28 protein-coding genes and 1 pseudogene are annotated in these 24,996 nt (G+C 66.6%); 25 read left to right on the top strand and 4 right to left on the bottom strand.

What is annotated here, in order from left to right:
* On the top strand, positions 1-1,095 hold the full coding sequence (locus H0W40_RS01820; protein ID WP_292442503.1) for a glycosyltransferase: 1,095 nt from the start codon (positions 1-3) through the stop codon (positions 1,093-1,095).
* Between the two features lie 69 nt (positions 1,096-1,164).
* Positions 1,165-2,625, top strand: a complete 1,461-nt coding sequence (locus H0W40_RS01815) for a DEAD/DEAH box helicase (protein ID WP_292442499.1) — start codon at positions 1,165-1,167, stop codon at positions 2,623-2,625.
* Positions 2,626-2,722: 97 nt separating this feature from the next.
* Here the strand turns inward: H0W40_RS01815 and H0W40_RS01810 are convergent, their stop codons facing one another.
* On the bottom strand, positions 2,723-3,487 hold the full coding sequence (locus H0W40_RS01810; RefSeq protein ID WP_292442496.1) for an SAM-dependent methyltransferase: 765 nt from the start codon (positions 3,485-3,487) through the stop codon (positions 2,723-2,725).
* Positions 3,484-4,092, bottom strand: a complete 609-nt coding sequence (locus tag H0W40_RS01805; protein ID WP_292442494.1) for a Maf family nucleotide pyrophosphatase — start codon at positions 4,090-4,092, stop codon at positions 3,484-3,486. Before H0W40_RS01805 ends, H0W40_RS01810 begins: the two co-directional genes overlap by 4 nt.
* Before the next feature lie 82 nt (positions 4,093-4,174).
* Here H0W40_RS01805 and H0W40_RS01800 point away from each other — a divergent pair, with 82 nt between their 5' ends.
* The 13 genes from H0W40_RS01800 to H0W40_RS01740 all read left to right on the top strand — a co-directional run bounded on the left by H0W40_RS01800 (position 4,175) and on the right by H0W40_RS01740 (position 15,242).
* Positions 4,175-4,690 carry a DUF177 domain-containing protein gene (locus tag H0W40_RS01800; protein ID WP_292442491.1) on the top strand — a complete coding sequence of 172 codons (516 nt, stop codon included), beginning with the start codon at positions 4,175-4,177 and terminating at the stop codon, positions 4,688-4,690.
* 254 nt (positions 4,691-4,944) lie between these two features.
* Positions 4,945-5,127, top strand: a complete 183-nt coding sequence (rpmF, locus tag H0W40_RS01795) for a 50S ribosomal protein L32 (protein ID WP_292442488.1) — start codon at positions 4,945-4,947, stop codon at positions 5,125-5,127.
* Between the two features lie 164 nt (positions 5,128-5,291).
* The gene (plsX, locus tag H0W40_RS01790; RefSeq protein ID WP_292442485.1) at positions 5,292-6,392 is read left to right on the top strand and encodes a phosphate acyltransferase PlsX; all 1,101 of its coding nucleotides are present in this window, start codon (positions 5,292-5,294) and stop codon (positions 6,390-6,392) included.
* Between the two features lie 17 nt (positions 6,393-6,409).
* The gene (locus H0W40_RS01785) at positions 6,410-7,387 is read left to right on the top strand and encodes a beta-ketoacyl-ACP synthase III (RefSeq protein WP_292442619.1); all 978 of its coding nucleotides are present in this window, start codon (positions 6,410-6,412) and stop codon (positions 7,385-7,387) included.
* Between the two features lie 61 nt (positions 7,388-7,448).
* The gene (gene fabD / locus H0W40_RS01780) at positions 7,449-8,387 is read left to right on the top strand and encodes an ACP S-malonyltransferase (RefSeq protein ID WP_292442482.1); all 939 of its coding nucleotides are present in this window, start codon (positions 7,449-7,451) and stop codon (positions 8,385-8,387) included.
* A complete protein-coding gene (fabG, locus tag H0W40_RS01775; RefSeq protein ID WP_292442479.1) occupies positions 8,384-9,130 on the top strand; it encodes a 3-oxoacyl-ACP reductase FabG in 747 nt (248 codons plus the stop codon). The genes fabD and fabG overlap by 4 nt, the downstream gene beginning before the upstream one ends.
* Before the next feature lie 115 nt (positions 9,131-9,245).
* The gene (acpP, locus tag H0W40_RS01770) at positions 9,246-9,485 is read left to right on the top strand and encodes an acyl carrier protein (protein WP_292442476.1); all 240 of its coding nucleotides are present in this window, start codon (positions 9,246-9,248) and stop codon (positions 9,483-9,485) included.
* A 37-nt stretch (positions 9,486-9,522) separates the two neighbouring features.
* Positions 9,523-10,767 (top strand): beta-ketoacyl-ACP synthase II, encoded by a 1,245-nt coding sequence (gene fabF / locus H0W40_RS01765; protein WP_292442473.1) that lies wholly within the window; start codon positions 9,523-9,525, stop codon positions 10,765-10,767.
* A gap of 115 nt (positions 10,768-10,882) precedes the next feature.
* Complete coding sequence (locus tag H0W40_RS01760) at positions 10,883-11,272, top strand: hypothetical protein (protein ID WP_292442470.1); 390 nt, start codon at positions 10,883-10,885, stop codon at positions 11,270-11,272.
* Between the two features lie 3 nt (positions 11,273-11,275).
* Positions 11,276-11,890: an RNA polymerase sigma factor RpoE gene (gene rpoE / locus H0W40_RS01755; protein ID WP_292442467.1), complete on the top strand. Its 615-nt coding sequence runs from the start codon at positions 11,276-11,278 to the stop codon at positions 11,888-11,890.
* 24 nt (positions 11,891-11,914) lie between these two features.
* Complete coding sequence (locus H0W40_RS01750; RefSeq protein ID WP_292442464.1) at positions 11,915-12,580, top strand: sigma-E factor negative regulatory protein; 666 nt, start codon at positions 11,915-11,917, stop codon at positions 12,578-12,580.
* Positions 12,581-12,582: 2 nt separating this feature from the next.
* The gene (locus H0W40_RS01745; RefSeq protein ID WP_292442462.1) at positions 12,583-13,641 is read left to right on the top strand and encodes a MucB/RseB C-terminal domain-containing protein; all 1,059 of its coding nucleotides are present in this window, start codon (positions 12,583-12,585) and stop codon (positions 13,639-13,641) included.
* A gap of 170 nt (positions 13,642-13,811) precedes the next feature.
* Positions 13,812-15,242, top strand: coding sequence for a DegQ family serine endoprotease (locus tag H0W40_RS01740; protein WP_292442616.1), 1,431 nt, complete (start codon positions 13,812-13,814; stop codon positions 15,240-15,242).
* Between the two features lie 192 nt (positions 15,243-15,434).
* Here the strand turns inward: H0W40_RS01740 and H0W40_RS01735 are convergent, their stop codons facing one another.
* Entirely contained in the window at positions 15,435-15,791 is a 357-nt protein-coding gene (locus tag H0W40_RS01735; protein WP_292442622.1) for a hypothetical protein, read from the bottom strand.
* On the opposite strand from H0W40_RS01735, the gene lepA reads away from it, so the two are divergent.
* The 10 genes from lepA to H0W40_RS01685 all read left to right on the top strand — a co-directional run bounded on the left by lepA (position 15,747) and on the right by H0W40_RS01685 (position 24,236).
* The gene (gene lepA, locus H0W40_RS01730; RefSeq protein WP_292442460.1) at positions 15,747-17,561 is read left to right on the top strand and encodes a translation elongation factor 4; all 1,815 of its coding nucleotides are present in this window, start codon (positions 15,747-15,749) and stop codon (positions 17,559-17,561) included. The two genes, H0W40_RS01735 and lepA, sit on opposite strands and share 45 nt — an antisense overlap.
* A 7-nt stretch (positions 17,562-17,568) precedes the next feature.
* Positions 17,569-18,537 carry a signal peptidase I gene (lepB, locus tag H0W40_RS01725; RefSeq protein ID WP_292442458.1) on the top strand — a complete coding sequence of 323 codons (969 nt, stop codon included), beginning with the start codon at positions 17,569-17,571 and terminating at the stop codon, positions 18,535-18,537.
* A 107-nt stretch (positions 18,538-18,644) separates the two neighbouring features.
* Positions 18,645-18,956, top strand: a complete 312-nt coding sequence (locus H0W40_RS01720) for a DUF4845 domain-containing protein (RefSeq protein ID WP_292442456.1) — start codon at positions 18,645-18,647, stop codon at positions 18,954-18,956.
* 49 nt (positions 18,957-19,005) lie between these two features.
* Positions 19,006-19,707 (top strand): ribonuclease III, encoded by a 702-nt coding sequence (gene rnc, locus H0W40_RS01715; RefSeq protein WP_292442453.1) that lies wholly within the window; start codon positions 19,006-19,008, stop codon positions 19,705-19,707.
* Positions 19,704-20,642, top strand: coding sequence for a GTPase Era (gene era / locus H0W40_RS01710; protein WP_292442451.1), 939 nt, complete (start codon positions 19,704-19,706; stop codon positions 20,640-20,642). Before rnc ends, era begins: the two co-directional genes overlap by 4 nt.
* 67 nt (positions 20,643-20,709) lie before the next feature.
* On the top strand, positions 20,710-21,486 hold the full coding sequence (gene recO, locus H0W40_RS01705) for a DNA repair protein RecO (protein WP_292442448.1): 777 nt from the start codon (positions 20,710-20,712) through the stop codon (positions 21,484-21,486).
* A 12-nt stretch (positions 21,487-21,498) separates the two neighbouring features.
* Positions 21,499-22,323, top strand: a complete 825-nt coding sequence (locus H0W40_RS01700) for a pyridoxine 5'-phosphate synthase (RefSeq protein ID WP_292442446.1) — start codon at positions 21,499-21,501, stop codon at positions 22,321-22,323.
* Positions 22,320-22,715 carry a holo-ACP synthase gene (acpS, locus tag H0W40_RS01695; RefSeq protein ID WP_292442444.1) on the top strand — a complete coding sequence of 132 codons (396 nt, stop codon included), beginning with the start codon at positions 22,320-22,322 and terminating at the stop codon, positions 22,713-22,715. The genes H0W40_RS01700 and acpS overlap by 4 nt, the downstream gene beginning before the upstream one ends.
* On the top strand, positions 22,712-23,797 hold the full coding sequence (gene nagZ, locus H0W40_RS01690) for a beta-N-acetylhexosaminidase (protein ID WP_292442442.1): 1,086 nt from the start codon (positions 22,712-22,714) through the stop codon (positions 23,795-23,797). The genes acpS and nagZ overlap by 4 nt, the downstream gene beginning before the upstream one ends.
* A 163-nt stretch (positions 23,798-23,960) precedes the next feature.
* Positions 23,961-24,236 carry a hypothetical protein gene (locus H0W40_RS01685; RefSeq protein ID WP_292442440.1) on the top strand — a complete coding sequence of 92 codons (276 nt, stop codon included), beginning with the start codon at positions 23,961-23,963 and terminating at the stop codon, positions 24,234-24,236.
* Positions 24,237-24,375: 139 nt separating this feature from the next.
* Here the strand turns inward: H0W40_RS01685 and H0W40_RS01680 are convergent.
* A pseudogene (locus tag H0W40_RS01680) lies at positions 24,376-24,996 on the bottom strand (ribonuclease E/G); the annotation flags it as partial.

Raw genomic sequence — 24,996 nt, 5'->3', positions numbered from 1 at the left:
ATGCTGCTTTTTCTCTGCGCGTTTGCCGCGTCGGCCGCGCTCACCCTGCTGACCGTGCGCTCGGAACGCGGGCAGGGCGCCTCGATCCTCGATCGTGGCCGCGGCGGTCCGCAGAATTTTCACGCCAGACCGGCGCCGCGCATCGGGGGCATCGGCATCTTCAGCGGCCTGCTGATGACGACGATGGTGCTGTGGTGGTGGGCCGACGTCGAGGTGACGTGGCTGGCTGTGGCGCTGCTGTTGTGTGGCACACCGGCCTTTGCCGCCGGTCTGCTCGAAGACTTCACCAAGCGCGTGCGCCCGAGATGGCGGCTGCTAGCCACCGCGATATCGGCGGCGCTGGCGGTCCTGCTGCTCGACGCCACCATCACCCGCACCGACCTGTGGGGGCTGGATTGGGTGGCGGCCTTCCCGCTCGGTGCCGCCTTCCTGGCGGTCTTCACGGTGGCCGGCATCGCCAATGCGGTCAATATCATCGATGGCTTCAACGGTCTGGCGGCCATGTGCGTTGTGATGATGCTGCTGGCCATCGCCTACGTTGCCGGCCAGGTGGGCGATGAGGCGCTCACGACCGTGGCGCTGGTCGGGGCCGGGGCCGTGCTCGGTTTTTTCGTGTGGAACTATCCGGCCGGCCTTATTTTCCTGGGCGATGGCGGGGCCTACTTCATCGGATTCTTCGTCGCCGAGCTCGGCATCCTGCTGCTGCAGCGCAACCCCGAGGTGTCGCCGCTGTTCCCGCTGCTGATGGTGATCTACCCGGTGTTCGAAACCCTGTTTTCCATGTACCGGCGCCGGATCGTGCGCGGCAGGGCGGTCGGCATGCCCGACGGCGTGCATTTGCACAGCCTGATCTATCGGCGTGTGCTGCGCTGGGCGGTCGGCAATCGTGACGCCGCCGCACTCACGCGCCGCAATTCGATGACCGCGCCCTACCTGTGGCTGCTGTGCATGCTGGCGGTTGCGCCGAGCGTGCTGTTCTGGGACAACTCGCGCGTGCTCGGCGGCTTCATCCTGCTGTTCGCGTTTTCGTACATCGTGCTGTACAGCAGCATCGTGCGGTTCAGGGCGCCGCGCTGGCTGGTGTCACGGCGCTGAGGGCCCGCCTTGCAGCACAGGTAGCCCCCTCGAGTCGCCGATATCGGCTCTCCCCGATAATCCCTGGACATGCAAAGTGAAATAACCCCTGCGCTGCCGGCCTCGCCGGCCGAGGCGCCTCCCGCCCGTTTCGATACCCTCGCGCTCGACCCCAAGCTGCTTCGTGCCGTGGCCGACTCCGGCTATATGACGATGACGCCCATCCAGGCCAAGGCAATCCCGCTGGTGCTGGCGGGGCGCGACGTGATGGGCGCGGCGCAGACCGGCACGGGCAAGACGGCTGCTTTTTCGCTGCCGCTGCTGCAGAAGATGCTGCGCCATGAAAGCAGCAGCACCTCGCCGGCACGCCATCCCGTTCGCGCTCTGGTGATCGCCCCGACGCGGGAGCTGGCCGATCAGGTCGCCAACAGCATCAAGACCTATTCGAAGCACACGCAGCTTCGTGCGACGGTGGTGTTCGGCGGCATCGACATGAAGCCGCAGACGGCCGAGCTCAAGCGCGGCGTTGAGGTGGTGATCGCCACGCCGGGCCGGCTGCTCGATCACATCGAGGCCAAGAACTGTTCGCTGAACCAGGTCGAGTACGTGGTGCTCGACGAGGCCGACCGCATGCTCGACATCGGCTTCCTGCCGGACTTGCAGCGCATCCTCAGCTACCTGCCGAAGACGCGCCAGACATTGCTGTTCTCGGCCACCTTCTCGCCCGAGATCAAGAAGCTGGCGCAGAGCTATCTGCAGGATCCGATCCTGGTGGAAACCGCGCGCCCGAATGCCACCGCCTCGACGGTCGAACAGCGCTTCTACCGCGTCGAAGACGACGACAAGCGCGCGGCGGTGCGCCAGTTGCTGCGCCAGCGCGGCATCGGCCAGAGCCTGGTGTTCGTCAACTCCAAGCTCGGCGCCGCCCGGCTGGCCCGCGCTTTCGAGCGCGACGGCCTCAACACCTCGGCGCTGCACGGCGACAAGTCGCAGGACGAGCGGCTCAAGGCGCTGGCCGCCTTCAAGGCCGGCGAAGTCGATTTGCTGGTCGCGACCGACGTGGCGGCCCGGGGCCTCGATATCGTCGACCTGCCGGCCGTCTTCAATTTCGACGTGCCTTTCAACGCCGAAGACTACGTGCATCGCATCGGCCGTACTGGCCGTGCGGGGCAGTCAGGGCTGGCCATCACGTTGGTGTCGCGCGACGACGCCCGGCTCATCGCCGACATCGAAAAGCTGATCAAGAAGAAGCTGGAGATCGAGCCCTTCGAGGCCGAGGACGACCGGCCTCGCCGACCGCCGCGCCGTGATGACGGCCCTCGCGATGAAGCGCCGCGCGCGCGTTCAGAGGAACGCGCCGCCGCACCCGCGCGCCGCTACAACCCGCCGGCCCCCCCGGCCGATCCGTTCTTCAGCCAGCCTTACGAAGCCCAGGCCTCGGCCGGGCAGGCGGCACCAGACAGTGCCAGTCGCGAGGCGGCATCGGCTTCGAGCGGGCTGTCGCGCTACCACAAGACAAAGAAAAAGGTCGCTGCGCTGCTCGGCGGCTGAGGCCCTGCCTGGCGCCGCCGGACGCAGCAGCCGGTATGAAGCAAGGTGTCCGCCGGCCGGATCCGTGCCGTAAGCAGTGTGCTCGCGAGAAAGCTCTTCAAGCCAGCAGCGCGAACACCGCCGGCACATCGCTCGGCAACTCCAGCGGCCTTGCGCGCCAGCCGGCTACGTCGTCGGTGCGGGTCCAGCCTGCCGCCAAGGTGAGGCCGCAGCTCACGCTCAACCGGGTGGTCGGCGCCAAGGCGGCGAGCAGCCCGCGCAGCAGCGCGGCGTTGCGGTAGGGCGTCTCGATCATCAACTGCGTCTGGCCGAGCCGGCGCGACAGCGCCTCCAGCTCCTTGAGCCGTTGCGCCTGGGCCGAAGCCTCCTGCGGCACATAGCCGACAAAGGCGAAGCTCTGGCCGTTGAGCCCGCTCGCAGCCAGCGCCAGCAGCAGCGCGCTCGGGCCAGCAAGGGCCTGCACCGTGACGCCGGTGGCATGGGCGGCGGCGACCAGCGCGGCGCCGGGGTCTGCCACAGCCGGCAAGCCGGCTTCGCTGATCAGGCCGATGTCATGGCCGGCCAGGGCCGGCGCGAGCAGCGGCCGCAGATTGGGCAGCGCGGCGTCGGGGCGGCCCTTGGGCGGGCGCGGCAGCTCGCGAATATCGAGCGCCTGCAGCGGCTGTGACAAGGGCACGAGCGCATCGACGCGCTTGAGAAAGGCGCGCGTTGTCTTCGCGTTTTCGCAGACCCAGTGGGTGAGCCGCGCGGCAGTCTCGATCACGTGTTGCGGCAGCACGCCGCGCAGATCGGGAGGCGCGCTGCCTTCGCGCACGGTGCCCAGATCGAGCGTGTTCGGCACCAGCAGCAGCCGACCGCTCACACGAGGCTCCGCAGCGGCTCGATACCGGCCTCGCGCAGCAGCCGCGTGGTGGCGATCAGCGGCAGTCCGATCAGCGCGGTCGGGTCGTCGGACTCGATGGCTTCCAGCAGCGCGATGCCCAGACCTTCGGACTTGGCGCTGCCGGCACAGTCGTACGGCTCTTCGGCATACAGGTAAGCCGCGATCTCGGCTTCGCTCAGTTCGCGAAAACGCACGGTCACCGGCACGCGCACCACGCGCTCGAAACCACGTGCCGGGCGCAGCACCGCCACCGCGGTCTGAAAGACGACGGTCTGCCCGCTCATCGACCGTAATTGCGCCACCGCGCGTTCGTGGTTGCCCGGCTTGCCGAGCGGCACGCCGGCCAGGTCGGCCACCTGATCGGCGCCGATCACTACCGCGTCGGGATGGCGCCGCGACACCTCGTGGGCCTTGGCCAAGGCCAGCCGCTCGGCCATTGCGGCCGACGCTTCGCCGCGCAGGGGCGTCTCGTCCACGCGCGGCGAATCGCTCGAGAAGGGCAGGCGCAGGCGTTCGAGCAGTTCGCGGCGATAGCGCGAGGTCGAACCCAGGATCAATCGGGGGGTGGGCAAAGGGGCATTCATGGCGGCATTGTCGGGGCCGGTCATAAACTGCGATCCGATGAAATCGCGTGAATTCGATCCGCTGCGGCTCGATGTCGCCGCTTTGGCCGAGCAAGGCGCGAGCCTTGACGGAAGCTGGCCGCTGGCTTCGCTGCAGCGACTCGCCGCGAGCGCCCATGCCGAAGCGCCGCCGAAGGCCGACGATGTCGTGACCTGGTCGGCGCGCGGCGAACGGCGCATTCGTGTCGGGGCGCCAGCCGAGATCTGGCTGCATTTGCAGGCCGGCGCGTGCCTGGAACTCGAATGCCAGCGCTGCCTCGGGCCGGTTGTCGCCTCGCTCGAAGTCGACCGGGCGTTGCGCTTCGTGCCCGGCGAGGATCAGGCCGCGGCGCTGGACTCGGACAGTGAAGACGACGTCCTGGCCCTGAACCGTTGGCTCGATCTGCGCGAACTCGTGGAAGACGAACTTCTCCTCGGGCTGCCGCTGGTCCCGCGCCACGAGTCGTGTCCGCAGCCCCTGCCGTTGGTCGGCGAGCCCGCGTTGCCCGAGGGCCAGGCTGAGCGGCCCCATCCTTTCGCCGTCTTGCAGGCGCTCAAGGAGTCCGGCGGCAAGCATTGACAGCACGGGAGCGGATGGTGCTTTTGTCCGCCTCTTCCTCGGCAAACGCGCGAGGGACGGCGTGGCCGTGCCGTGCGGTCAAGCTCGGCGACCATAGGCTCAGTGATACACTTTCGGGCTTTTCCGCGCTCGACCGCTCGGTTTGAGCGCGGACATCGCCGAACCTCGGTTCGGCATCGATACCGCCGCGTCTTCCAATCACCGGTAAGCCGCGGCAGCGCCCTCAGTGGCGCCACCTGACCCAGGAGCCCTTCATGGCCGTTCAACAGAACAAGAAGTCGCCGTCCAAGCGTGGCATGCACCGCTCGCACAATGCGCTGCATACCCCGGGCACGGCCATCGAGCCAACCACCGGCGAAAACCACCTGCGCCATCACATCAGCCCCACGGGCTTCTACCGTGGCCGCAAGGTGCTCAAGACCAAGGCGGATGCCTGAGTCGGTCCGGTCCGGCGCCTGCTGAAGCCGGTCCTGTTTGCGTGTTTCGAACGTCCGGCCCACGGTCTGCGATCCGGCCGACGAGCGTTCTCCGTGCGCAGCGGGCACTTGCCGGTACCGCGCCGAGCGCTTAGCGTGGTGGTCGTGATTCCGTTTTTGTTGCCATGAAACCCCCGCAGTCCGCCCCGCCTCTGTCCGGCACGGTCCGCCTCGCCGTCGATTGCATGGGAGGCGACCACGGCGTGAGTGTCACGCTGCCCGCTTGTCGCGCTTTTCTCGACGCGCATCCGCTAGCCGAGTTGCTGCTGGTCGGCCGTGTCGAGGCGCTGGCGCCTGCCGCGGCCTGGCCGCGCTGCACGCTGGTGGCGGCCAGCGAGGTCGTCGCAATGGACGACTCGATCGAAGTCGCGCTGCGTCGCAAGCGCGACTCGTCCCTGCGTGTGGCCATCGCACAAGTCAAGCCGGTCGAGGGCGTCGCGGCTGCGCATGCCTGCGTGTCGGCGGGCAACACCGGCGCGTTGATGGCGCTTGCGCGCTACGTGCTCAAGACGCTGGAGGGCATCGACCGGCCGGCCATCGCCACCGTAATGCCCAACCAACTCGACGGCCACACCACGGTGCTCGACCTCGGCGCCAACGTCGATTGCAGCGCCGAGCACCTGTTGCAGTTCGCGGTGATGGGCAGTGCGCTGGTGGCCGCCGTGGAAGGCAAGCCGAATCCCAGCGTGGGCCTGCTCAACATCGGTGAAGAGGCCATCAAGGGCAGTGAAACCATCAAGCGGGCCGGCGAACTCTTGCGTGACGCCGCGGCTGGCGGCCACGTCAACTTCATCGGCAACGTCGAAGGCAACGACATCTTCACCGGCAAGGCCGACATCGTGGTGTGCGATGGTTTCGTCGGCAATGTGGCCTTGAAGACGGCCGAGGGTTTGGCGTCGATGCTGTCGAGCTTCATCCGTCAGGAATTCACCCGCAACTGGTACAGCAAGTTTGCAGCGCTGATCGCCCTGCCGGTGCTCAACCACTTCAAGAAAAGAGTCGATCACCGCCGCTACAACGGCGCAGCCCTGCTCGGCCTGCGCGGGTTGGTCTTCAAGAGCCACGGTTCGGCCGATGCGTTCGCCTTCGAGCAGGCACTCAACCGGGCTTATGATGCGGCGCGCAACCGGTTGCTGGACCGCGTTCACGACCGCATCCTCGAGACGCTGCAGGCCATGCCGGCCGAGCCGCAGCCCCAGACCGATCCGGTCGCGCAAGCCGCATGACTCCGATTTCTCCCGCGCTGCCGCGCCATTCGCGCATCACCGGCACCGGCAGCTACTTGCCGCCCCGGCGCATGAGCAACGCACAGCTCGCTGCCGAGTTGGCCGAGCGTGGCGTCGAGACCTCCGACGAATGGATCGTCGAGCGCACCGGCATCCGCGCTCGCCACTTCGCTGCGCCCGACGTCACCTCCAGCGACCTGGCCTTGCACGCCGCGCGCCACGCGCTCGAAGCCGCGGGCCGTTCCGCTGCCGACATCGATCTGATCATCGTCGCGACGTCCACGCCCGACATGATCTTTCCGTCGACCGCCTGCCTGCTGCAGGCGAAGCTCGGCGTCGCCGGTTGCCCGGCCTTCGACGTTCAGGCGGTGTGCTCCGGCTTCGTCTATGCGCTGGCGGTCGCCGATTCCATGATCCGCACCGGCGCGGCGAGCAAGGCGCTGGTGATCGGCGCGGAAGTGTTCTCCCGCATCCTCGACTTCAACGACCGAGGCACCTGCGTGCTGTTCGGCGACGGCGCCGGTGCGGTGGTACTCGAGGCGAGCGACACGCCCGGCATCCTGGCCTGCGAGCTGCATGCCGATGGCCGCCATGCCGGCATTCTGTGCACACCCGGCACGGTGCAGGGCGGAAAAGTGCTCGGCGATCCGCTGCTCAAGATGGACGGCCAGGCGGTCTTCAAGCTGGCGGTCGGCGTGCTCGAGAGCGTGGCCCGTTCGCTGCTCGTGAAGGCCGGCCGACAAGACAGCGACATCGACTGGCTGATCCCGCACCAGGCCAACATCCGCATCATGCAAAGCACGGCGAAGAAGCTCAAGCTGCCGCTGGACAAGCTGGTGGTCACTGTCGATGAGCACGGCAACACGTCGGCGGCTTCCATTCCGTTGGCGCTCGACCACGCCGTGCGCGGCGGCAAGATCCGTCCTGGTGACACGGTGATGCTCGAAGGCGTGGGCGGCGGCTTCACCTGGGGCGCGGTGCTGCTCGACCTGTAGCGTTCGAGCCTCGCGACGCCAGCTTGCTACAACCTAGAACAACGACGAGAAACACTTCCGGATGTCCGTCTTCGCATTCGTCTTTCCCGGCCAGGGATCCCAGAGCGTCGGCATGCTCGACGCCTGGGGCGATCATCCGGTCGTTCGCGACACGCTGGCCGAGGCTTCGCAAGCGCTCGGGTCCGATCTTGCCGGGCTCATCCGCCAGGGCCCCAAGGAAGCGCTCGACCTCACCGCCAACACGCAGCCGGTGATGCTCGCGGCCAGTGTGGCCTGCTACCGCGCCTGGCTGGCTGAAACGGGTCGCGAGCCGGCTTTCGTGGCCGGTCATTCGCTCGGCGAGTACAGCGCGCTGGTGGCCGCTGGTGTACTGAGTCTGGCCGACGCCGTGCCGCTGGTGCGCTTTCGCGCGCAGGCGATGCAGGACGCGGTGCCTGTAGGCACCGGCGCCATGGCGGCGATCCTGGGCCTGGAGGCCGATTCGGTGCGCGCGGTCTGTGCTGAAGCCGCGGCGATCACGCACGAGGCGGTCGAGGCGGCCAACTACAACGATCCGAAGCAGACCGTGATCTCCGGCAGCAAGGGCGCGGTGGACAAGGCTTGCGAGCTGTCCAAGGCAGCGGGCGCCAAGCGCGCACTGCCGCTGTCGGTGTCCGCACCTTTTCATTCCAGCCTGATGAAACCCGCTGCTGAACGCCTGCGTGAACGCCTGGCCGACACGCCGCTGGCAACGCCCGCCATCCCGGTGCTGAACAACATCGACGTGGCGCTGGAGACCGACGCTGCGGCGATTCGCGATGCGCTTTACCGCCAGGCCTTCGGCCCGGTGCGCTGGGTCGAACTGGTTCTGGCGCTCAAGCTGCGCGGTGCGACGCATGTCGTCGAATGCGGCCCGGGCCGGGTGCTTTCGGGCCTGGTCAAGCGCATCGATGCGGAACTGCTGGTGGCCAACATCGGCGATCCGGCAAGCCTGGCCCACGCCCGGGAAATGCTGGCATGAGCGTCACTGATTCCCCTGCGCGTATCGCCCTCGTCACCGGCGCGAGCCGCGGCATCGGCCGAGCCATCGCCACCACCCTGGCGGCGGGCGGCTTCAAGGTCATCGGCACGGCGACCAGCGAGGCGGGCGCTGCCAGCATCGGTGAGGCGCTGCATGCACAGGGCGGCCGCGGTCTGGTGCTCGACGTCACCGACGGCGCCGCGCTCGAAGCCGCTGTAGACGCCATCGTCAAGCAGGACGGCGGCCTGCACGTGCTGGTCAACAACGCCGGCATCACCCGCGATCAGCTTTCCATGCGCATGAAGGACGACGACTGGGACGCCGTGCTGGACACCAACCTCAAGGCGGTGTTTCGCGCGAGCCGCGCCGTCATCCGGCCGATGATGAAGCAGCGCTTCGGGCGCATCGTCAACATCACCTCGGTCGTCGGCGCCAGCGGTAACGCGGGTCAGGCCAATTACGCGGCAGCGAAGGCCGGTGTGGCCGGCATGACGCGCTCGCTGGCACGCGAACTCGGCAGCCGCGGCATCACCGTGAACTGCGTGGCGCCTGGCTTCATCGCCACCGACATGACCGACGCCCTGCCCGAGGCGCACAAGGCGGCGCTGCTCGCGCAGATCCCGCTCGGCCGGCTCGGCCAGCCGCAGGAGATTGCCGATGCGGTGGCGTTTCTAGCCTCGCCGCAGGCCGCCTACATCACCGGTTGCGAACTGCACGTCAACGGCGGCATGTTCATGAATTGAAGCCGCGAGGCGGTTGTCCGGCAGCCCGGCGAGCGGGCAGTCGGGCGTCTCGGGCCCGACACCCTGCAGCCACTAGAATCACCGGCTGTTTTTGCAAACTCTCCTTGGAGAAGTCATGAGCGACATAGAAGCACGCGTCAAGAAGATCATCGCCGAACAACTCGGCGTGGCCGAGGGCGAAGTCACCACCGAGAAAGCCTTCGTCGCCGATCTGGGCGCGGATTCGCTGGACACCGTCGAGCTGGTCATGGCCCTCGAAGACGAGTTCGGCATCGAGATCCCCGACGAAGAGGCCGAGAAGATCACGACTGTCCAGCTCGCGATCGATTACGCCAAGTCCCACGCCAAGGCCTGAGCGCCGCGGCCGCAGCAAGCAAGAAATCTTCAACGCAATGAGCCGTCGTCGCGTCGTCGTGACCGGTCTCGGTCTCGTTACTCCCGTGGGCAACACGGTGGACGAGTCCTGGGCCAACCTCGTGGCCGGCCGTCCTGGCATCGCCACCGTCACCAAGTTCGATGCATCGAGCCTGTCCTGCCGTTTCGCCGGCGAGGTCAAGGGTTTCCGGATCGAGGATTACATCCCGGCCAAGGATGCGCGGCACATGGACACCTTCATCCACTACGGTCTGGCGGCGTCGCTGCAGGCCGTGAAGGATGCGGGCCTGCCGACCGGCCAGGCCCTGAGCGAGGAGCAGGCCGAGCGCATCGGTTGTCTGGTCGGCTCGGGTATCGGCGGCCTGCCGATGATCGAAGAAACCCACAAGGAACTCACGGAACGCGGCCCGCGCCGTGTGTCGCCGTTCTTCGTGCCGGCCTCGATCATCAACATGATTTCGGGCCACCTCTCGATCGAGTGCGGCTTCACGGGCCCCAACTTGGCGATCGTCACCGCCTGCACCACCGGGCTGCATTGCATCGGCCAGTCGGCGCGCATGATCGAGTACGGCGATGCCGACGTGATGATCGCCGGCGGCGCTGAATCGACCGTCTCGCCGCTGGGCATCGGCGGCTTCGCCGCGGCGCGGGCGCTTTCCACGCGCAACGACGATCCGGCCACGGCATCGCGCCCCTGGGACAAGGACCGCGATGGCTTCGTGCTCGGCGAAGGGGCCGGCGTCATGGTGCTCGAGGAGTACGAGCACGCGAAGGCCCGCGGCGCGAAGTTTTATGCCGAACTGATCGGCTTCGGCATGGGGGCGGACGCCTTCCACATGACCGCGCCCAACGTCGACGGCCCCAAGCGGGCCATGAAAGCGGCCCTGCGCAATGCCGGCATTAACGCCGACCAGGTGCAGTACCTCAATGCCCATGGCACCTCGACGCCGCTGGGCGACCTTAACGAAACCAACGCCATCAAGCTGGCCTTCGGAGAACACGCCAAGAACGTGGTGGTGAATTCGACCAAGTCGATGACCGGCCACCTGCTCGGCGGCGCCGGCGGCATCGAGGCGGTGTTCACCGCGCTCGCGCTGCATCACCAGATCTCTCCGCCCACGATCAACATCTTCAACCAGGATCCCGAGTGCGACCTGGACTACTGCGCCAACACCGCGCGCGAGATGAAGATCGAACACGCCGTGAAGAACAACTTCGGCTTCGGCGGCACTAACGGCACGCTCGTATTCAAGCGCGCTTGAGGCGGATCGCCTCGACCCCTGATCTGCCCCGGCCATGCGTGCGGCGCCAGCCGTGAGCGTGAGCGCAGCACCTTCGCGGCAATGGTTTGCCGCTCTGCTGGCTTTGTGTTTTGGGATGCTTGCTGCCACCGCCTGCTGGGCGTGGCAGCGCGGCGATGCCGCTGGTTGGCTGGTCTGGCTGGGCGCGGCTGCGCTTGCGGCTCACTGTGTGTGGCGCGCTCGGCGCCGGTCCCTCCTGACATTGCGCTGGGATGGCGAGCGCTGGTGGCTCGCGCTGCCGGCCGGCTCAGCGGAAATGGCTGGCGATCTCACGGTCGCAATGGACCTCGGCGCATGGCTGCTGCTGCAGTTTCGCGCCGAGCCGGACACCGTCGCGCGCCCACATCGCCGATGGTTGCCGCTGCAGCGTGCAGGGTTGCAAGCGCACTGGCATGCGCTGCGCTGTGCGCTATATTCGCCGCGCCCGCAGGCAACCTCGCCCGCTGCGCCCGATCCGAGCGCCTGAAGCATGACCCCCGAAACCGAAGCCGACGCCCTGTTGATCGAGCGGGTCAAATTGGGCGACGTGCGGGCGTTCGAGATGCTCGTGGTCAAGTACCAGCGCCGCATCGAGCGACTGATCGGTCGCATGGTGCGCGATACCGACCTGGTTCAGGACATCGCCCAGGAAACCTTCATCCGCGCTTACCGGGCAATCCCCAAGTTCCGCGGCGAAAGCGCCTTCTACACCTGGCTCTACCGCATTGCCGTCAATACCGCCAAGAAGGCGCTGGTCGATCTCAAGCGCGACCCGCTGGTGACGGAGTCGGCGCGCTTCGGGCGAGATGAGGAGGGCGACGAAACTTCCCGCGTCGAGAACGAACTAACCGACGGCGAAACCCCTGAGGCGTTGCTGGCTTCCAAGCAAGTGGCCGCCGCAGTGAACTCCGCGATAGAAGCCTTGTCCGAAGATCTGCGCCAGGCGATTACGTTGCGCGAGATCGACGGCTTGAGCTACGAGGACATTGCCACCGTGATGAACTGCCCGATCGGCACGGTGCGTTCGAGAATTTTCCGGGCCCGCGAGGCGATTGCCGAGCGGCTGCGTCCGTTGCTGGACACGCGCGCGGGCGAGCGCTGGTAGGCGCCGGATTGATGGAGTGGTGCGATGAAAGAAGCCGATAACCTGTCGTCGATGCAGGCGCTTTCAGCGTTGGCCGACGGTCAAGCCGATGCTGCGCTGGCCGCATCGCTCAGTGCCGCGTGGCGCGACGACCCGGGCTTGCGCGAACGCTGGCATGCCTATCACCTGATCGGCGATGTGCTGCGCTCCGACGACCTGGCCGCTTGTGCGCATGACGTCGCCTTCTTGCAGCGACTGCGGTCACGGCTCGAGCGCGAGCCGATCGTGCTCGCGCCTTCGGCCCTCGAAACCTCTGCGACAGCGGTGGCAAGTCGCACGCGGGCGAGCGGCGGCCTGCTGCGACGTTGGGCCACGCCGGCGGCAGTGGCAGCCGGTTTCGTGGCGGTGGCGGGCGTGCTCACGGTCACGCGCATGCCGATCACGCCTGACGCCGCGGCCCCGCAGCTAGCGCAGCTCACCCCGTCACCCGTCGTGCCGGGGGCGCCTGGGCTTGTCGGCCCGGTTGCAGTGGTCGATACGGCGTCCGAGCGAGAAGAATTTATCGGCGGCGTGCTTATCCGCGACGCGCGCCTGGACCAGTACCTTACGGCGCACAAGCAGTTCGGGGGCAGCTCGGCGCTGGGGGTGCCTTCGGGCTTCCTGCGAAGCGCGACCTTCGAGCGTCCCAGCGCCGCACCGGGTTCGCGCTGAGCATGCTGGCCGGCTTTGTCTCGACGGGTCTGCGCGCCGCGCCGGCCCTGCTGCTGGCTGGCGCGGCCCTGCTGGCGCCCTCCGTGCAGGCACAGGCGGACGACTTGCCTGAGCACACGCGCGACGCCACGTACTGGCTGGCTCGCATTCACGACGCAGCCGGCACGCGCAACTACCAGGGCACCTTCGTGGTCAGCGCGGGCGGTTCGGTGGCGAGTGCGCGCATCGCGCATTTTTGCAGGGGTGAAAACCAGTTCGAGCGCATCGAGTCGCTCGACGGACAGCAGCGTCAGATCTATCGCCACAACGAGGTCGTGCACAGCTTCTGGCCGCGCGAACGAGTCGCGGTGGTCGAGACCCGCCAGGCGATCCGCGAGTTCCCTGCGCTTCTGACCGCAGGCGCGGAGCGCATCGTCGAACACTACGACGTCGAGCCGCTTGGCGAAGGCCGCGTTGCCGGTCACGAAGCGCATGTGCTGCTGCTGCGGCCCAAGGACGGCTGGCGTTTTGGCTACCGGTTGTGGGCGGAAAAGCGCTCGGGCTTGCTATTGCGCGCGGAAGTGTTCGATGCGCGCGAGGTCGTGCTCGAGGCCTCGGCCTTCTCCGAACTCATGATCGGTGTGAAGCCGCAGCCCGAGCGGGTGCTGCGGGCGATGAAGCAACTCGAAGGCTTTGATGTGAAGCGGCCGGTGCTGACGACCGCCGATCCGGCCGACGAGGGTTGGGCATTCAAGCAGATGCCGCCGGGCTTTCGCCACGTCAGCAGCGTCAAGCGGCCGATGACGGCACCTGCCGCGCCGCGCTCGACAGTGCAGAGTGCCGACGATGCAGCGGAGCACCCTGCCCAAGTGCTTCAAAGCATCTACTCCGATGGCCTCACTCACGTCTCGGTCTTCATCGAGCCCTATGACGCGGGCCTGCATCGCCGCGAGATTCTGATGGCGATGGGCGCCACCCAGACGCTGGTGCGCCGACAGGGTGACTGGTGGCTCACGGTCATCGGCGACGTACCGCCCGTGACCTTGCGTGCGTTTGCCGACGGACTCGAGCGGCTCCGTTGATGGTTTTCTGCTTTACGGTGCAGGGTTCCCCACACCGAGTCGTTCGTACCTTAGTTCGCGAGGTGAAGATGAAAACCACAAGCCTGATTGCCCGTGCATTGCAGCGCGGCGGGTTATGCGCACGTGCAGGTGGGATGGCCGCCGCTCTGATGATGGCGGGCGTCACGGTCATGCAGCCTGCGCACTCGCAGCCCACGCCCACCGTGCCGGCGCCGCTGGTGAGTGGCCTGCCAGACTTTACCGAACTGGTCGAGCGTGTCGGTCCGGCTGTGGTGAACATCCGCACGACCGAGCGCCGTGCTGCTCGCGGTGCCGCACGGCCGGAGATGGACGAGGAGATGCAGGAGTTCTTCCGCCGTTTCTTCGGCACGCCGCCCGGCGAAATCCCTGGCCCGCAGCAGCCCGGGCCGCGACGAGGCGTACCTCGAGAGGGACAGCCCGAGGAAGAGCAGCAGCGCGGTGTCGGCTCCGGCTTTATCTTCACGCACGACGGCTTCGTCATGACGAACGCCCATGTGGTGGCCGGCGCTGACGAGGTCTACGTGACCTTGACCGACAAACGCGAGTTCAAGGCCAAGCTTATCGGTGCCGATCGGCGCACCGACGTGGCGGTGGTCAAGATCGAGGCCGCATCGTTGCCCTACGTGCGGATCGGCGACGTGAGTCAGCTGAAGGTCGGCGAATGGGTCATGGCGATCGGCTCGCCCTTCGGGCTCGACAACACCGTGACTGCCGGCATCGTCAGCGCGAAAGCGCGCGACACCGGCGAGTTCGTGTCCTTCATTCAGACCGACGTGGCCATCAATCCAGGCAACTCGGGCGGCCCGCTCATCAACCTGCGCGGCGAGGTGGTCGGCATCAACTCGCAGATCCTCAGCCGTTCGGGCGGCTTCATGGGCGTTTCGTTCGCCATTCCCATGGACGAGGCCACCCGTGTTGCCGACCAGCTGCGTGCCACCGGCCGCGTCGTGCGCGGCCGCATCGGCGTGCAGATCGGCGAGGTCACGAAGGATGTGGCCGAGTCGCTGGGGCTCGGGCGTGCGGCGGGTGCGCTGGTGCGGTCCGTCGAAGTGGGTGGCCCTGCGGAGAAGGGCGGCGTCGAGGCCGGCGACATCATTACCGGGTTCGACGGGAAGACCGTGGAGAAGTCGAGCGATCTGCCGCGCATGGTCGGCGGCACCAAGCCGGGCAGCAAGTCCACGGTGCAGGTGCTTCGGCGGGGCAGCGCCCGAGATCTCGCGGTTACGGTGGCCGAGATCGAACCCGAAAGCAGCCGTGTTGCCGCCATTCCCGAAAGCAAGCCGGCCCCGGCGCCCAGCGCCGTGGCTGGGGCGATGGGCTTGGTACTTGCCAATTTGGGAGAAGACGCCAAGCGAGAGCTCAAGCTCAAGGGCGGCGTGCGGGTCGAGGCGGTGGACGGCGCCGCACAGCGCGCCGGTTTGCGCGAAGGCGACGTCATTCTTGCCGTGGCAAATGCGGAAGTGCTTGACGTGAAGCAGTTCGAGGCGGTGCTGGCGAAGATCGACAAGACCAAGCCGGTCAACGTGCTGTTTCGCCGGGGGGAGTGGGCCCAGTACGCGCTGATCCGTCCTGTCAAGTAAGAAAACGCGAGCCGGTCTGCGGCGTTGGCGTAATGTTCTGCATTCTCACAATGTGGAATACGGATTTGTTTTCAACACATCGATCCGGTAAACCGCCGCTGGAAAATCGATTGATTTCCAACGGACATTAGCGCGAATCGCCACGGCAATTGAGTGCTTTACCGAATGTGCACTGCTGGATAGGAGCAGCCGTCAATCGTCCACAGGACGCCCACAGGACTTTGTTGATAAACTGTGGATAGATTTCATGTTGGTGCGCCGCAACGACGGAAAAGCGAGCCCGGACGCGGTTTTGGAGAGGGACGATTTGGCTACAATGAAGTCCCAACAAAGCAGTTGCCATACGTTTTTTGTTGGAAGGCGCGTCACCGGTTTGACGTGCCTTTTTTTTATGCGCGCCACGGCCTCTCCAGCCTTCAACGCGCTTCGCGATGAGCGTTCGATGCCGCCGCACCATCGCACATGCGGCTCTTGTTCGAGGCGCCAACGCAGTACACGGGTCAGATGGACCACATACGCAACTTCTCGATCATTGCTCACATCGATCACGGCAAAAGCACTTTGGCTGACCGGATCATCCAGCGCTGCGGCGGCCTGAGCGATCGGGAAATGGAGGCGCAGGTGCTCGACTCGATGGACATCGAGCGCGAGCGCGGCATCACCATCAAGGCACAGACGGCGGCGCTGACCTACAAGGCGCGTGATGGGCAGATTTACCAGCTCAACCTGATAGACACGCCAGGCCACGTCGATTTCTCCTACGAAGTGAGCCGATCGCTGTCGGCTTGCGAAGGCGCCCTGCTGGTCGTCGATGCGAGCCAGGGCGTGGAGGCACAGACGGTCGCCAATTGCTACACCGCTCTCGACCTCGGCGTCGAAGTGGTGCCGGTCCTCAACAAGATGGACCTGCCGCAGGCCGACCCTGAAAGCGCCAAGGCCGAGATCGAGGACGTGATCGGCATCGACGCCGAACACGCCATTCCCTGTTCGGCCAAGACCGGCGAGGGCATCGAAGACATCCTCGAGGCCGTGATCGCGCGCATGCCGGCGCCGCGCGGTCATGCGGAGGCTGCGCCACGGGCCATGATCATCGACTCGTGGTTCGACAACTACGTCGGCGTCGTGATGCTGGTGCGCATGGTCGATGGTTCGCTGAAGAAGGGCGATCGCATTCGCATGATGGCGACCAACACGGTGTATCCGCTCGAGCAGCTCGGCGTGTTCACGCCCAAGTCGGTGCCGCGTGAAGTGTTGAAAGCCGGAGAAGTCGGCTTTCTGATCGCGGGCATCAAGGAACTGCAAGCGGCCAAGGTAGGCGACACCCTGACGCTAGAGAAGAAACTGCCCAACAACGCCGGACCGGCGACCGAGCCGCTGCCCGGCTTCAAGGAGATCCAGCCGCAGGTCTTTGCCGGCCTCTACCCTACGGAGGCCAGCGAGTACGAATCGCTGCGCGACGCGCTCGAGAAGCTCAAGCTCAACGACTCGTCGCTGCGCTACGAGCCCGAGGTGAGCCAGGCGCTGGGTTTCGGATTCCGCTGCGGCTTCCTGGGCTTGCTGCACATGGAAATCGTGCAGGAGCGGCTGGAGCGTGAGTTCGATCAGGAGCTGATCACCACGGCACCGAGCGTGGTCTACCAGGTGCAGCTCGGCGGTCTGGAAGGCGAGGTGATCGAGATCGAGAACCCGTCGAAGATGCCCGAGCCGGGCAAGATTGCCGAGATCCGCGAGCCCATCGTCACCGTGCATCTGTACATGCCGCAGGACTATGTCGGCCCGGTCATGACACTGGCCAACCTGAAGCGCGGCGTGCAGATGAACATGGCCTATCACGGCCGCCAGGTCATGCTGACCTACGAGATGCCGCTGGCCGAGATCGTGCTGGACTTCTTCGACAAGCTGAAATCGGTGTCGCGCGGCTACGCGTCGATGGACTACGAGTTCAAGGAATACCGCGCCGCCGATGTCGTAAAGGTCGACATCCTTATCAACGGTGACCGCGTCGATGCGCTCTCCATCATCGTGCACCGCGTGCAAAGCCAGTTCCGCGGCCGGGCGGTGGTGAGCAAGATGCGCGAGGTCATCTCGCGCCAGATGTACGACGTGGCGATCCAGGCAGCGATCGGCGCCAACGTCATCGCGCGCGAGAACGTCAAGGCGCTGCGCAAGAACGTGCTGGCAAAATGCTACGGCGGTGACATCACCCGCAAGAAGAAACTGCTCGAAAAGCAGAAGGCCGGCAAGAAGCGGATGAAGCAGATCGGCACCGTCGAGGTGCCGCAGGAAGCCTTCCTTGCCATTCTCCAAGTGGACGACTGAAACCTCGATGAGTGCATTGACCGGGCTGCTTTACGGCGCCCTCGCGGTTTACCTGGGCGGCTGGTACATCGGCTCCTGGAGCGGCAACTTCTCCTTGCTGCTGTTCATCTTGACGCTCGCCACCTTCGGCTACTGGCTGGCGGAGCGCCTGCATTTCATGCCCAAGCGGGTTGCGGCCGCCTCGGCGATCGAGGCGCACGACACACAGCGGCGCAGCGAACTGCACCGCCAGGGCATCAATCAGGTCGACAGCAACGTGGCGGCGGCTCGCGAGCAGGTGCTGGCGCAGCCGTGGTGGCTCGACTGGACCGCGGGCCTCTTCCCGGTGATCCTGGCGGTGTTCCTGCTGCGCTCGTTCCTGTTCGAGCCGTTCAAGATTCCTTCGGGCTCCATGATCCCGACGCTGGCCATCGGCGATCTGATCCTCGTCAACAAATTCCACTACGGCGTGCGGCTGCCGGTGATCAACAAGAAGATCATCGACAACAACGATCCCGATCGCGGCGACGTGATGGTGTTCCGTTATCCGGTCGACCCCAGCATCGACTACATCAAGCGCGTGATCGGCCTGCCCGGCGACGAGGTTGCCTACCTGAACAAGCAACTGTCGATCAACGGCCAGCCGGTGGAGACGAAGCCGCTGCCGGATTTCTACGACGATGATTCGCTGCGCTACGCGCAGCAGTCCATCGAAGTGCTCGGCGGCAAGGAGCACCGCATCCTGACCGACAAGGACCGTCCGGGTTTCGTGATTCCGATGCCGCAGTTCCAGCAGCACCGCGACAACTGTCGCTACAACGCCGAGGGCGTGGTCTGCACCGTGCCGCCCGGACACTATTTCATGATGGGCGACAACCGAGACAATTCTCAGGACTCGCGCTTCTGGGGCTTCGTGTCGGACAAGAACATCGTCGGCAAAGCCTTCTTCGTGTGGATGAATTTCGGTAACCTAGAACGCATCGGCGCATTCGATTGAGCCGGCACAACAAGAGGAGGACTTCGATGGCCTGTGCAGCGTCTGCCGCGGGGAGGACGTCCGCAACCGCGGTCCGTCGACAGCGGGGAGTCACCCTGATCGGTCTGTTGTTCTGGGCCATCCTGATCGCTTGTCTCGGCTTGATAGCACTCAAGGTGCTGCCGACACTGAACGAGTACTTCACCATTCAGCGCGCGGTCAACAAGCTCGTGCAGTCGGGCGGCAGCACGGTGCCGGAGATCCGCACCGCCTTCGAGCGCCAGAAGGACATCGAGTACTCGATCACCTCGATCAGCGGGAAGGATCTGGAGATCACCAAGGAAAACGATCGCGTCGTGATCCGTTTCGGCTACGACAAGGAGATCGAGCTGGTCGAGCCGGTGTACCTGGTCATCAAGTACCGCGGTCAGTCGCAGTGAGCGTGCGCCGCAGCGCGGCAGCAATGCGCATTGCTTTTCGGTTTCTGCCGTGAGTGCATCGAGTCCTGCCCTGGCGTCGCTGCAGGCTTGTTTCGGGCACCGCTTCATCGACGCGTCGCTGCTCGAGCGCGCGCTCACCCACAAGAGTTTCGGCGCTCACAACAATGAGCGTTTGGAGTTTCTAGGCGATGCGGTGCTGACAAGCGCGGTCTCCGGGTTGCTCTACCGGCTCTTCGAAAATTCGGCGGAAGGTGATCTGACGCGCGTGCGCGCTCACTTGGTCCGCGAAGAGACGCTGCACCGTCTCGCGCTGGAGCTGGGTCTGCCGGCGCTGCTGCGTCTGTCCGAGGGCGAGGCCCGCAGCGGCGGTGCCCAGCGGGCCTCGATCCTGGCCGATGCGCTGGAGGCGCTGATCGGTGCGGTCTATCTGGACGGCGGTTTCGACGCGGCGCGCGTCATGGTCGAGCGGCTGTTCACGCCCCTGGTGACGAGCACCGAAGCACCGGGCTGGAGCCGCGACCCCAAGACCGCGCTGCAGGAATGGCTGCAGGCGCGCCGCCAGCCGGTGCCAACCTATCGCATCGAGGAGACGCGCGGGCGCCAGCACGAGCAATTGTTCGTGGTCGTGTGCAGCGTGCCGGCCAGCGGGCTCGAGGCGCGCGGCGAGGGCCGATCGCGCCGCGCCGCCGAACAGGAAGCCGCGCGCAGCGCGCTCGCTACACTGGAACGCAGCGAGTTGCCCAGCGAATGACAGAACCCTTCCCCCCCGCGGCCTCACCGGAGCCTGGCGTGGCGGCACTGCGCTGTGGCCTGGTGGCCATCGTCGGCCGACCCAATGTCGGCAAGTCGACCCTGCTCAATGTGCTGATCGGTCAGAAGGTCAGCATCACCTCGCGCAAGGCGCAGACCACGCGCCACCGCATCACCGCGGTGCATACCGAAGGCGACACGCAGTTCGTCTTCGTCGATACGCCGGGTTTCCAGACGCGGCACACCGTCAAGGGCGCGGGGGCGCTCAATCGCAACCTCAACAAGACCGTGCAGTCGGTGCTGGGCGACGTGGACGTGGTGCTTTTCGTCGTGGAGGCCGGCCGCTTCGGGCTGGACGACGCCAAGGTGCTCGCCCTGGTGCCGCCGGGCAAGCCGACGATCCTGGTCGCCAACAAGCTCGACCTCGTGCATCGCCGCGCCGAGCTCGCACCTTGGCTCAAGAGCATGCAGGAGCGCCATCCGTTCAGCGAGTTCGTGCCACTGGCGGCCACCGACGAGAAAGACGCACGCCGACTGTTCGGTGTGGTGAGGCCCTACCTGCCCGAGCAACCCTGGTACTACGAGGAAGGTACGCTCACCGACCGCAGCGAGCGCTTCCTGGCCAGCGAAATCATTCGCGAGAAGCTGTTCCGCCTGACCGGCGACGAGCTGCCCTACACCTCCACCGTCGTCATCGACCAGTTCAAGGAAGACGGCGCCTTGCGCCGCATCGCCGCGACCATCGTGGTGGAGCGGGACAGCCACAAGGGCATCGTCATCGGCGAAAAAGGCGAGCGGCTCAAGCGCATCGGCACCGAGGCGCGCGTCGAGCTGGAGCGGCTGTTGGATGGCAAGGTCTTTCTCGAACTCTGGGTGAAGGTCCGCTCCGGCTGGGCGGACGATGCGGCGCGGCTCAAAAGCTACGGTTACGAGTGATGATCGGGCGAGACGCGCGCTATGGCGCGCGTGAGTTATCCGTTCTTCATCCTTCATTGCTTCTGCCATGCCCCGGCATTCGTCTCAGCTTCACTCGGCCTACCTGCTGCACCGCTACGACTGGAGCGAAACCAGCCTGATCCTCGATCTGTTCACCCGTGAGCAGGGTCGCGTCGTCGTCGCCGCCAAGGGCGCCAAGCGCCCTTACTCGCAGTTGCGCTCCGTGCTGCTGCCGTTCCAGCGTCTCAACGTCAACTACGGTGTGCGCCGCGCGCGGGGCGAGGCTTCATCCGACACCGAGGTGCAGCCGCTCAGGACGGCCGAATGGGCCGGTGGCCCGGCCATGCTGGGCGGTGCGGCGCTGATGACCGGCTTTTATCTGAACGAGTTGCTGATGAAGCTGCTCGCGCGCCACGATCCATTTCCCGTGCTGTTCGACGCCTATGCACAGACCTTGCCGGCACTGGCGCTCGGCGAGGATCTTCGCGTCGAGGCAGCGCTGCGCGCGTTCGAGCTGGTGCTGCTGCGCGAAATCGGCCTGCTTCCGACGCTGGACATCGTCACGCTCACGCAGCAGCCGCTCCCGCCGGCCGCACTGCTTGCGCTGCGGCCCGAAAGCGGGATCGTCGCCGTGGCGCCCGGCGAGCCGGGCATCGACGCTCCGCGCTGGCGTGCGCTGCAGCGATCGCTCGACGGCAAGGATCTCGCCGACATCCAGCGCGCCTGCCTGCCGGCGCTCTCGGAACTCAAGCCCATGTTGCGCCAGCTGCTTCACTATCATCTCGGCAGCTCCGCACTGCGCACGCGGCAGTTGATGATGGAACTGCAGAACCTCGAGCCCTGACCGACCGCCGCCATGAACCCGCTGATCTCCACCGGCCTTGCTGGCCACCGCGGCGCCACGGCGCTGTCGGTCAATCTGAACAAGGTCGCGCTGCTGCGCAACCAGCGCACCCTGACGATTCCAAGCGTGACGCGCGCGGCAGCCCTGGTGCTCGAAGCCGGCGCGAGTGGCATCACCGTGCACCCGCGGCCGGACGAGCGGCACATTCGCGCCCATGACGCGCACGACCTCGCGGCACTGTTGCGCAGCGACTGGCCGCAGGCCGAGTTCAACATCGAAGGCAACCCTTTCCACAACCTGATGGACCTGCTGCGCGAGCTGAGGGGCAAGGGCTTGCCGGTGCAGCAGGTGACCTTCGTGCCCGACAGCGCGGAGCAGGCGACCTCCGACCACGGCTGGAACCTGCCCACCGACGGGGAGCGGCTGCGCCCCCTTATCGACGAAGCGCGCGTGCTGGGTGTGCGCGTGAGCCTGTTCATGGACCCACTGCCACAGGCGATGACTCATGCCCGGAATCTGGGCGCCGAAAGGGTCGAGCTCTACACCGAGGCCTATGCGCGTGCCCACGGCACGCCGCAGGCCGGCGAGCAATTGGCGCGCTATACGGCGGCCGCCGAGACGGCGCTGCGGGCGGGCCTGGGCCTTAACGCCGGACACGACCTCAATCGCGACAACCTCACCGATTTCCTGCGCGCGGTGCCGGGCGTGCGGGAGGTATCGATCGGGCATGCGCTGATCGCCGATGCGCTAGAGCTCGGCTTGGCCGAGACGGTGCGCGACTACCTGCGCTGCATCCACCGTGCACAGGCTCCGCAAGCTGCTTCCTCGGCGCGATGATCTACGGCATCGGCACCGATCTGTGCGACCTGCGACGCGTCGCCGCGAGCGTCGAGCGGCGCGGCGAACGCTTTGCCGAGAAGGTCCTCGGTCCGCAGGAGCTGGCGGTCTTTCGTGCCCGCGCCGCCAAGCTGCCGTTGCGCGGTCTGCGCTACCTCGGCACCCGCTTCTCCGCCAAGGAGGCGTTCTCCAAGGCGATCGGCCTGGGCATGCGCTGGCCGATGACCTGGCGTCATTGCGAAATCGTCAACGCACCCGGTGGCAAGCCGGAGATCGCGCTGCACGGCGAGCTGGCTCAATGGTTTGCCGAGCGTCGCCTGCTGGCGCACGTCAGCCTCACCGATGAATCCGACCACGCGGCCGCCTTCGTGGTGGTCGAACAACTGCCATGACCGAAACCACCCACACACCGCACGCGCCGATCGTGCTCGACGTCGCCGGTCTGTCGCTCGATGCCGAGGACCGGCGCCGCCTGCAACACCCGCTGGTCGGCGGCCTGATCCTGTTCGCGCGCAACTGGCGCGACCGCGCTCAGCTCACCGAGCTAACGGCCGAGATCAAGGCCCTGCGGCCCGACATGCTCGTGTGCGTCGATCATGAAGGCGGGCGGGTGCAGCGATTCCGCAGCGACGGCTTCACGCACCTGCCACCGATGCGCGCGCTGGGAGATCTGTGGCTGCAGGACGGCAAGGCCGGTGCGGGCAGCGGAGTGCTGCGTGCGACCGAGGCCGCCACGGCTTGCGGCTATGTGCTGGCGGCGGAACTGCGTGCCTGCGGAGTGGACTTCAGCTTCACGCCGGTGCTCGACCTCGACCACGGCCCGAGCGGCGTGATCGGCGACCGCGCCTTCCACCGTGACCCCCGCGTTGCCACCTTGTTGGCCAAGAGCCTCATGCACGGCCTGCTGCTGGCCGGCATGGCGAGCTGCGGCAAGCACTTTCCCGGTCACGGGTTCGTCGCGGCCGACTCGCACACCGCGGTGCCGGTGGACCGGCGTTCGCTCAAGGCGATTCTCGAGGACGATGCGCGGCCCTACGAATGGCTCGGCACCTCGCTGGCGAGCGTGATGCCGGCGCACGTGATCTACCCCAAGGTCGATGCCCAACCCGCCGGTTTCTCGGCCCGCTGGCTCAAGGACATCCTGCGCCAGCGTCTGCGTTTCGATGGCGCGGTGTTCAGCGACGACCTCAGCATGCAGGGGGCCACGGTTGCCGGCACGCCGGTCGAGGCCGCAGTCGCCGCGCTCAACGCCGGATGCGATCTGGTGATGCTGTGCAACCAGTCGGTGGATGGCGGCGCGCCGCTCGATGCGCTGATCGACGGGCTGGAGGCGGCGCTCGACAAGGGCAGCTGGCAGACCAGCGCCACCAGCGAGTCGCGCCGGCAGGGCCTTGTGCCGCAGACCGAGCCGCTGCCCTGGGACGAACTGATGCACCACGCAGCTTACTTGCACGCGCTCGACCGCCTGCCCTGAGCCTCGGCGTCCGGCACCGCCTATGAGGCTTTCTGATCGAGCCGTGTGTGCGGTGCAGAACACACTTTGCTCGGGTATCCCCTGAACAAGCGCCCGCAATCGAGGCGATGCCGGACTCGGTGTTTACCGCAATGATCCGTTCATCCACTCCTTGGAGATGAACATGATCGATGCCACTTTCGAACTCGACCCGGCCGTTGTCGTACCCACGAAGATTCGTCACATCTCGGCCGTCCCGCCGGTGACGATACCCAGGGGCCACGTCGGCCCCGTCGTGCTGCCCGGCAGCGGCCGCACGATCTGGTGGACCGGCCGTGTGGCCATCGGGCTGCGCCATCAGCCGGAACGGCGCTTCGAGGAAATCACACAGTCGGCGATGTGGGTGCAAGGCTTGATGCTGAACGGCGGGCGACACGCCCGAGGCGCACAAGCGGCCTGAAGCAGCCCGCGCCGAGCGCCCGGTCAGAGCGGCCGATGCCGCATCGCCCGGCCACAAGAAAAACGCCCTCGGCCTTTCGGCACGAGGGCGTTTTCACGTTCCGGATCGCATGCCGCGTTCAAGACTGCGGCCAGTGGCGTCAGTGCCGCTCGAAGGGCAACTTGACCTGCGAAAGATCCTTGCGCGTTTCCACGAGCACCAGCGGGCCGTCGTCGAGCTCGACCACCGGTTTGGGAGCACGGGGCGAAGGAGTCGGCTTCGGCGCGTTGGCCATCGCCTCCTGGGCCTGACGCACTTTTTGTGCGTCGGTGTTCACCCATTCGAGACCCGAACCTTCGGCCACCGCTGCCAACTCGTTCATGGGCAGCTCATAGGCGGCAAGCTCGGCAGCAACCGGCGCAGCAGGTGCTGGCGTGACGGCGGACTCGGACTCGGACTCGGACTCGGACGCAGGCGGGGCCACTGGCTCGGGTGAAGGACGAGGCGCCGTTGCGACGGGCTGTGCGGCGCTTGGCTGCGGCGGCAACTCGAGAGCCGTAAAGGCCGGCGGCACCGCTGCCTCGGCGACCGGCATGACCGGCTCGACCGGGGTCGGCGTTGCGGCACGCACGGTTTCGCTGCCGAGCGCATCGCCCGTGACCGCGCCGCCGGACACTGCTTCGCTCGCTGCGGCGCCTTCGCCGCCGCTGGCCTGGGTCTCGGCGTCCGACGCCTCGACGTTGCCTTCGCCAACCACGGCGCCTTCGGTGCGGTCGCGGCG

Origin of the sequence: Methylibium sp., assembly GCF_013817345.1 — a bacterium.
In the GTDB taxonomy this organism is placed as follows: domain Bacteria; phylum Pseudomonadota; class Gammaproteobacteria; order Burkholderiales; family Burkholderiaceae_C; genus Methylibium.
Note: the sequence above shows the minus strand (reverse complement) of the source record. Positions and strands in the feature narration are given on the sequence as shown.